Annotated in this window: 9 protein-coding genes; 2 read left to right on the plus strand and 7 right to left on the minus strand. The window is 41.1% G+C overall.

Annotation, left to right across the window (positions count from 1 at the left end):
- From CYP84_RS00410 to CYP84_RS00440, 7 genes are all read right to left on the minus strand, one after another.
- On the minus strand, positions 1 to 693 hold a 693-nt coding region (locus tag CYP84_RS00410; protein WP_103636309.1), incomplete at its 3' end, for a Nif3-like dinuclear metal center hexameric protein.
- 6 nt (positions 694 to 699) lie between these two features.
- Positions 700 to 1,560 carry a glycine--tRNA ligase subunit alpha gene (gene glyQ / locus CYP84_RS00415; RefSeq protein ID WP_021084368.1) on the minus strand — a complete coding sequence of 287 codons (861 nt, stop codon included), beginning with the start codon at positions 1,558 to 1,560 and terminating at the stop codon, positions 700 to 702.
- A 10-nt stretch (positions 1,561 to 1,570) separates the two neighbouring features.
- Positions 1,571 to 1,987, minus strand: coding sequence for a GyrI-like domain-containing protein (locus tag CYP84_RS00420; protein WP_103636310.1), 417 nt, complete (start codon positions 1,985 to 1,987; stop codon positions 1,571 to 1,573).
- Positions 1,988 to 1,990: 3 nt separating this feature from the next.
- Positions 1,991 to 2,464 (minus strand): DUF3972 domain-containing protein, encoded by a 474-nt coding sequence (locus CYP84_RS00425; RefSeq protein WP_103567334.1) that lies wholly within the window; start codon positions 2,462 to 2,464, stop codon positions 1,991 to 1,993.
- 11 nt (positions 2,465 to 2,475) lie between these two features.
- Positions 2,476 to 2,970: a 5-(carboxyamino)imidazole ribonucleotide mutase gene (purE, locus tag CYP84_RS00430; RefSeq protein ID WP_103567335.1), complete on the minus strand. Its 495-nt coding sequence runs from the start codon at positions 2,968 to 2,970 to the stop codon at positions 2,476 to 2,478.
- A complete protein-coding gene (locus CYP84_RS00435; RefSeq protein WP_103636311.1) occupies positions 2,967 to 4,226 on the minus strand; it encodes a peptidase U32 family protein in 1,260 nt (419 codons plus the stop codon). Before CYP84_RS00435 ends, purE begins: the two co-directional genes overlap by 4 nt.
- Positions 4,226 to 4,984 (minus strand): chemotaxis protein, encoded by a 759-nt coding sequence (locus CYP84_RS00440; RefSeq protein ID WP_103636312.1) that lies wholly within the window; start codon positions 4,982 to 4,984, stop codon positions 4,226 to 4,228. The genes CYP84_RS00435 and CYP84_RS00440 overlap by 1 nt, the downstream gene beginning before the upstream one ends.
- Before the next feature lie 136 nt (positions 4,985 to 5,120).
- Between CYP84_RS00440 and CYP84_RS00445 the strand changes: the two genes are divergently transcribed.
- A complete protein-coding gene (locus tag CYP84_RS00445; protein ID WP_103636313.1) occupies positions 5,121 to 5,900 on the plus strand; it encodes a histidinol-phosphatase in 780 nt (259 codons plus the stop codon).
- An 87-nt stretch (positions 5,901 to 5,987) separates the two neighbouring features.
- Positions 5,988 to 7,418 carry a type I glutamate--ammonia ligase gene (gene glnA / locus CYP84_RS00450; protein ID WP_103575036.1) on the plus strand — a complete coding sequence of 477 codons (1,431 nt, stop codon included), beginning with the start codon at positions 5,988 to 5,990 and terminating at the stop codon, positions 7,416 to 7,418.
- Positions 7,419 to 7,546 lie beyond the last annotated feature (128 nt).

Raw genomic sequence — 7,546 nt, forward strand, 5'->3', positions numbered from 1 at the left:
GCTTATTATAACTTCAATTTTTAGATTTTGCAAATATTTTGCTAAAAAATCACTAAAATAACGCTCGCTTTCATAGTGATTTATGTCGATCAAATTTAGTCCATTTTCCTTTGCGTAAAGGGCTTGGTGATACTTTAAATCGCCTGTTAAAAAGGCGTCTGCTTTGACATCTTGCATGAGATCTGCGCCGCTTCCAGTGCAGATGCAAATTTTAGAAATTTCATCTTTTGCATAAACTGCTCTTAAATTTTCAAGTCCAAGTTTTTCTTTTACAAATTTGCAAAGCTCGCTAAATTTCATCTTCACATCAGCGTAGATCAAAAAGCCCTCTTTGCTTGAAATTTCAAGCCCCAAAACCTGCGTTACAAATTTTTCATTTAAAAATGCAAGGTCAGCGTTTGTGTGAAGCGAGATGAGCGAGATATTTTTTATCATCATCTCTCTTATGAGCGAGCTTGGATAGAGGCTGTAGTCTAAGCTTTTTAGCCCTTTAAAAATGAGCGGATGGTGGGTGATTATGAGCGAGTTTGGCAAGACATTTTGCAAAAGCTCGCTATCTAGATCAAGGCTTAGATAAATTCGCTCAAATTCACTATCAAATGAGCCAACTTGAAGGCCGCTATTATCCCAAGACTCTTGGCTCGCAAATGGACAAATTTCATCTAAATTTTTATAAATTTCAGCTATTTTCATCAAATTTTACTTTTGCTCTAAGCTCTCTTTATATGTTAGCGCGCACTCTTTGGCTAGCTCGCGAATTTTTAAGATGTAGTCTTGTCTTTGCGTCACGCTTATCGCTCCGCGCGCGTCAAGGACGTTAAACGTATGAGCTGCAAGCATGCAGTAGTCGTAAGCTGGCAGTGAAATTTTAGCCTCCAAGCAGCGTTTGCACTCGTTAAATGCGTTTTCAAACTGGTTAAAAAGCATATCAACATTTGCCACTTCAAAGTTGTATTTACTCCACTCATACTCGCCTTGTTTATGCACGTCAGCGTAGGTTACGATGTTGCCATTGGAGTCGTCCCAAACAATGTCATAGACGCTATTTACGTCCTGCAAGTACATCGCTAAGCGCTCAAGGCCGTATGTTATCTCGCCAGATATGAGCTCGCACGCGATGCCGCCAACTTGTTGAAAATAGGTAAATTGCGTCACTTCCATGCCATCTAGCCAGACCTCCCAGCCAAGTCCCCAAGCGCCCAGCGTCGGGCTCTCCCAGTTGTCTTCGACAAAGCGGATGTCGTGATTTTTCAAATTTAAACCAAGTCTTTCAAGGCTTTTTAGGTAAAGCTCTTGGATATTTTCTGGACTTGGTTTTATGAGCACTTGAAACTGATAGTAAGCGCCAAGGCGGTTTGGGTTTTCGCCGTATCTACCATCAGTCGGACGACGGCTTGGAGCTACGTATGCGGTCGCCCACGGCTTTGGTCCGAGGCTTCTTAAAAATGTCGCTTGGTGATATGTGCCCGCACCTGCTGGCATGTCGTATGGCTGAAGTATGACGCAGCCTTGCTCTTGCCAATAGTTTTGAAGCGTTAGTATTATTTGTGAAAATGTCATTTTTTGCCTTTTATTTTATTGATATATAAATTTCTATTTTATTTTTTAGGTATTTTTCAAAGTCTGTTTTATAGGTTCTTTCTAGCTCGCTACTTTCAAAATATCTCCAAATTTCATCCCAAAATTTTGCAACATTTTGTGGCTCATTTGCAAAGCTAAAAAGAGCGTACTTTCCGCTTTGTATATTTAAATTCTCACTATCTTTTTGGCGTGATATTGTGCCGATGAAGTTATCGTAATGTCCATTAAAATCACTTTCGTAGTTACAGTAAACACTATAAATTTCACTCTTGCCATCATAGTATTCACTCATAAATCTGGACCATAAAGCTGGAATTTTGCCGTTGCCGTCCATTTCATCTTCATTTTTAGTGCGAGTTTTTACTCCGTAAATTTCAAAGCCATTTTCTAAATTTATAATCTTCATAAACTACTTTTGTCCGTTAAAATTTTCAACCGCTTGGTTCCACATGAGCTTGTATTTTCGTTTTAAAAATTCAACTTCATCTTGTGAAATTTTAAGCTGTTTTGTAAGTGTTTCGACCGTTTTTCTATCCTCGTCATAGAGCTCTTGCATCGAAATGAGTGCCTCTTTTAAAAATTTATTCTCATTTCTTAAGGTCTCAAGCGTCTCATCTTTTGCGTCAAGCACCTTTTCGTGTAAATTTAGTATCGTGCCGATCGTCTTTTCGACAAAGGTAAAACCATCTTGGCTTTGCGGCTGCAAGGATAAATTTTGCGAAACACTAGGCACCACGCTCATCGTTCCCTCGCTCGCTTCTATCAAAATTTCTCCATTTTCCTCTTTGGTTTTCAAAACGCCACGATTTATCATATCCTCGATAACTTCGCGCTCCAAGTGCACAAGTTTGCAAAATTCATCAACTCCAAGATAGGTCTGCACCACTTCTCCTTTTATAGTATCACTTCAACCTTTGAAGAATCATCCTCTAAAGCCTTTATCTTTGCCTCTCTGTCGGCCTTTAGCGCACTTGCTAGCCCCTCATCTTCAAGGGCTAAAATTTGCACCGCAAGATAGGCTGCATTTATCGCACCAGCCTTGCCGATAGCTAGGGTTGCCACTGGCATGCCACTTGGCATTTGCACGGTTGAGTAAAGTGCATCAACGCCGCTTAAAGCCGAGCCTGCCATTGGTATACCGATCACTGGTTTTGTTGTGTTTGCAGCGATCGCTCCAGCTAGGTGAGCTGCCATGCCAGCAGCTGCGATGAAGACTTTTGCGCCCTTTTTCTCGGCATTTGCGACATATTCGCTAGTTCTTTTTGGACTTCTATGGGCTGAGCTGATTATCAGTTCATATTTTACGCCAAATTTCTCCAGAGTCTTTGCTGCCTCGCTAACGATCTCATAGTCGCTTTTACTTCCCATTATAATAGAAACAAATTTCATATTTTCTCCCTTAAAAAACTAAATTTTGGCAGCTTAACGCCAAGGTTTATCTCATTTTCATTGCCACTGTGAATTTCGCTCATGACCTTGCCTTTTTTGGTGATGAGCTGCTTAAATTTGATAAATTTCTTGCCATCTTGCGAATAGACCTTTGAAATTTCATTCTCGCTATCATCTATAATTGCCCCAGTCGGCGCCACGATCTCGTAGCCTTTATCTGGGAAAATTTTATATTTGCACTTAAAAAACTCACCATCTTCACTTATGGCATTTACCTGATGAGTGCCCTCTTCTAGGCTGCTAACGTGATTTTGCGTATCGGTTCGCTCATAGGGTCTATGCACCAAGTAGCCGTCCGTAAAGCCGCGATTTTTCAGCGTATTTATCTCATTTTCATAAATTTGCGCGTCAAATTTACCATTCATAGCATCATCTATCGCCATTTTATAGGCTCTTGCCGTGCAAGCTGCGTAGTACTCGCTCTTTGTGCGGCCCTCTATCTTAAAGCTATCTATCACGCCACTATCAACGATCTCTTTGATGTGTGAGATGAGGCAAAGATCTTTTGAGTTCATGATGTGAGTGCCATTTTCGTCCTCTTCTAAGCGAAAAAGCACGCCGCTCTCTTCGTTTTTGGCGTAGAGTTCGTACTTAAACCTGCAGTCGTTTGCGCAGCTACCACGATTTGACATACGTCCGCTTTGCACTGAGCTTACTAAGCACCTGCCAGAGTAGGCAAAGCACATCGAGCCATGGACGAAAATTTCGATATCAAGGGTCGGAATTTCCTCTTTTATCTTTATAACATCTTTTAAATTCATCTCTCTAGCCACGACGATGCGTTTTGCGCCCATGTCGTGATAAATTTTAGCATCCAGCACGTTCATAACGTTTGCCTGAGTTGATAGATGTATCTCGATATCTGGAGCGATCTCTTTTGCTAGGCTCATGACGCCTGGAGTTGCGATGATAAAAGCATCTGGCTTCATCGCTGAGATGGTTTGTAAGTGGCGTTTTAGCGGCTCTATCTGAGAGTTAAAAGGAAAGGCATTTATGGTCGCATAAAATTTCTTTCCCTTTTCGTGTGTGTAGTCTATCGCCTCTTTGAAAGTCTCAAGGTTAAACTCCCTTGCCGATCTAGTCCTTAGTGAAAAGCTAGCCACCGAGCCATAAACAGCGTCGGCTCCGTATTCAAGGGCGATTTTAAGTTTTGTTAAATTTCCAGCTGGAGATAAAAGCTCAGGCCTTTTTAGCACTATTTTTTACCTAGACTTTCTATCAAGGCTTCGATGTCATCGTTGCTGACAAGGTTTTCAGTCGTTGTATCACCAGCGATATGAACAGCTGAACCAACACGCTTATCATCATCTATACGACCTTCAAACAATGTATTCATATATTTGCTAAGTGCTCTCATAACGTTGATAACACGTTCGATCTTTTGTCTGTGGATGTCTTGATACTGCATCATATCCATAGCCATCATGATCTCATCTTGTCCCATTTGTAAATTTCCGATGATATTATCGATCGTGCCAAGAAGCGAGTTGTTTTTCTTCAAAGCCTCGCTAAATGCGGCAATATTTGGAAATTTCTCACTTAGCGTCGTAAATAGCTCAACATTTGAGTTTATCGCGTCTTTTAGGCTATTTGAGTCGCTCTCAGCGTCCATAAAAAAGTTATTTATCGTCTCAAGCTTGTCAAACATCTGAGTAGCTTTTTCTTCACTATCTCTTGTCACATCGTCAAGCTGATGCACCATTTTATGGTCTTCAGTCGGTGGTGGTGGTGGCCAAACGCCGTCTGCACTCACTCTATAGTTTTCGCTCTGTTTTGAGCTACTCTCTGACTTTGCTTGTGGCTCATCTGCTTTAGCACTAATTGCCTCTGCAACTTCTGCTACCTCGTCTATATCCTCTTTGACGTCCGCGACCTCTTGGCTGGCATCTTTAGTATCACCTAAATCATCCTCTAATCCGCCCGCCATAAGCGCGTCAAGTTCCTCTTGGGTCATAAAAGCTCCTAATAAAATTTGCCTTGATTATATAGGATTTAAATAAAAAGAAAGTTTAAAAAGTATGCGTTTATCTTTAAATTTATCAAATTTTAGGTAGCATTTTTGAAAAATAAACGACTTTAAAAGGCTAAAAATGACCGTCGATCTTCACAACCACACACCTCTTTGCAATCACGCAGTTGGCGAACCGCTAGAATTTGTGAGATGCGCCATAAAAGCTGGCACAAGATACTTTGGCTTTAGCGATCACGCACCGATGAACTACGATGAAGCTTATAGGATGAAATTTGAAGAGATGCAAAGCTACGAAGACGAAATTTTACGTTTAAGAGAGGAATTTAGCGGTGAGATAGAAATTTTACTTGGCTACGAGATGGACTTTTTAGATGGCTTTATGGACGAGCGAGTTTTTGCTAGAAAGGTCGATTATCTAATAGGCTCTGTGCATTTTTTTAACGGCTGGGCGTTTGACAACCCTGAATTTATCGGTGGTTACGAGGGCAAAGACTTGGATCAAATTTGGCAAGAGTATTTTGACCACATAGAAAGATCAGCTAGGCTTGGTAAATTTGACATCATGGGACACATCGATCTTTTAAAACTCTTTAAATTTTTACCTAAAAAAGATGTCAGGATCCTAGCCAAAAACGCGATAAAAGCGATAAAAGAGGCAAATTTGGTCGTTGAGATAAACGCAGCTGGCTTTAGAAAGCCTATCGGCGAGCAATATCCAAGCGTAAATTTACTAGAGCTTATCGCCGAAAATGACATAACCATCACCTTTGGCTCAGACGCTCACGCCAAAGAAGATATCGGTAAAAATGGTGAAATTTGCGAGCAGATAGCTAGAAATTTGGGATATTCAAAGTGTGCGATATTTAAAAACAGAGATAGAGAATTAGTAAAATTTTAGTTTGGGGTCAAATAAAATATAAAGATAATCTTAAATATAAAATTTTGTGATACAATACGAAAATTAAAAACCAGAAGGAGATAAAAAATGGGAAAATTTGTCCAAAACATCGATCATTTTTTTGATTTTTGCAAAGAAAATGAAGTTAAATTTGTAGATTTTAGATTTACTGATCTAAACGGCGCTTGGCACAGCATAAGCTACAACATAAAAGCTGTTACAAAAGAGAATTTCACAAACGGCATCCCGATGGACGCTAGCTCGATGAATGGCTGGCAGCCAATCGACAAGAGCGATATGATAATGAAGCCAGAAGCGACATCTGCGTTTTTGGACCCATTTACCTCTGATATCACAGTCGTTGTTTTTTGCGATATCTACGACATTTACAAAGGTCAAATTTATGAAAAATGCCCTCGCTCGATCGCAAAAAGAGCGATGCAATATGTAAAAGATAGCGGACTTGGCGACGAGGCGTATTTTGGCCCTGAAAACGAATTTTTTGTATTTGACAACGTCAAAATCATCGACAGCCCAAACTGCGCGATGTATCAAGTAGATAGCGAAGAAGGCGAGTGGAACGACGCTGCGGACTTCAAAGATAGCTACAACACAGGCCACCGCCCACGCAGAAAAGGCGGCTACTTGATGACTCAGCCAATCGACAGCATGGTTGATCTAAGAGCTGAAATGATGCAAGTTTTAGAGCAAGTTGGTCTTGAAGTATTTTTAGGACACCACGAAGTCGCACAAGGTCAAGGCGAGATCGGCGTGAAATTTGGCAACTTAGTCGAGGCTGCTGACAACGTTCAAATTTACAAATACGTCGTTCGCATGGTCGCTCACCTAAACGGCAAGACAGTTACATTTATGCCAAAACCGCTTTATGGCGACAACGGCAGTGGCATGCACGTGCATCAATCAGTCTGGAAAGATGGCAAAAATTTATTCTACAAAGAGGGCAACTACGCAAATTTAAGTGACTTTGCTAGACACTACATCGGCGGCGTTTTAAAACACGCAAGAAGCGTTGCAGCTTTCACAAACCCGAGTACAAACAGCTACAAACGCCTAATCCCAGGCTTTGAAGCGCCATCTATCCTCACCTACTCAAGCCAAAACCGCTCAGCGAGCATCCGCATACCTTACGGCGCTGGCGAGAAGTCAGTTAGAGCTGAGATGAGATTCCCAGATAGCACGGCAAACCCTTATCTAGCCTTCTCAGCGATGCTAATGGCGGGCCTTGACGGCGTTAAGCACAAATACGAGCCAGTTGGTCCGATGGATGAAAATTTATTTAAACTTCACCTCGATGAGATCAGAGAGCGCGGCATCGAGCAGCTCCCACACACACTTCGTGGCAGTCTTGAAGCGCTTATCCGCGATAACGAATACCTAAAACCGATAATGAGCGATCTTTTCATCGACACTTATCAGCACATGAAATTTGAAACTCAGGTTTGGCCTTACGAAGCACGTCCAACCGCTTATGAGTTTAAGACTTGCTTCTCTTGCTAAAACACTCTTCCAAGCTCTTTTTGGGCTTGGAAACTTCTTTTTTTAATAAAATTTAAAATCTGCGGTTATTAAAATTTTGATATAAATTTGGATTTGTGCTTAAAGGTCAAATTTAACATATCTTAGCG

Origin of the sequence: Campylobacter concisus (assembly GCF_002912425.1) — a bacterium.
In the GTDB taxonomy this organism is placed as follows: Bacteria; Campylobacterota; Campylobacteria; order Campylobacterales; family Campylobacteraceae; genus Campylobacter_A; species Campylobacter_A concisus_AH.

What these genes read in the sequence shown, in the direction of transcription:
- glnA (WP_103575036.1), top strand. Translation starts at nt 5,988, where the DNA reads ATGGGAAAATTTGTCCAAAACATCGATCATTTTTTTGATTTTTGCAAA.
- CYP84_RS00445 (WP_103636313.1), top strand. Translation starts at nt 5,121, where the DNA reads ATGACCGTCGATCTTCACAACCACACACCTCTTTGCAATCACGCAGTT.
- CYP84_RS00420 (WP_103636310.1), bottom strand. Translation starts at nt 1,987, where the DNA reads ATGAAGATTATAAATTTAGAAAATGGCTTTGAAATTTACGGAGTAAAA.
- glyQ (WP_021084368.1), bottom strand. Translation starts at nt 1,560, where the DNA reads ATGACATTTTCACAAATAATACTAACGCTTCAAAACTATTGGCAAGAG.
- purE (WP_103567335.1), bottom strand. Translation starts at nt 2,970, where the DNA reads ATGAAATTTGTTTCTATTATAATGGGAAGTAAAAGCGACTATGAGATC.
- CYP84_RS00440 (WP_103636312.1), bottom strand. Translation starts at nt 4,984, where the DNA reads ATGACCCAAGAGGAACTTGACGCGCTTATGGCGGGCGGATTAGAGGAT.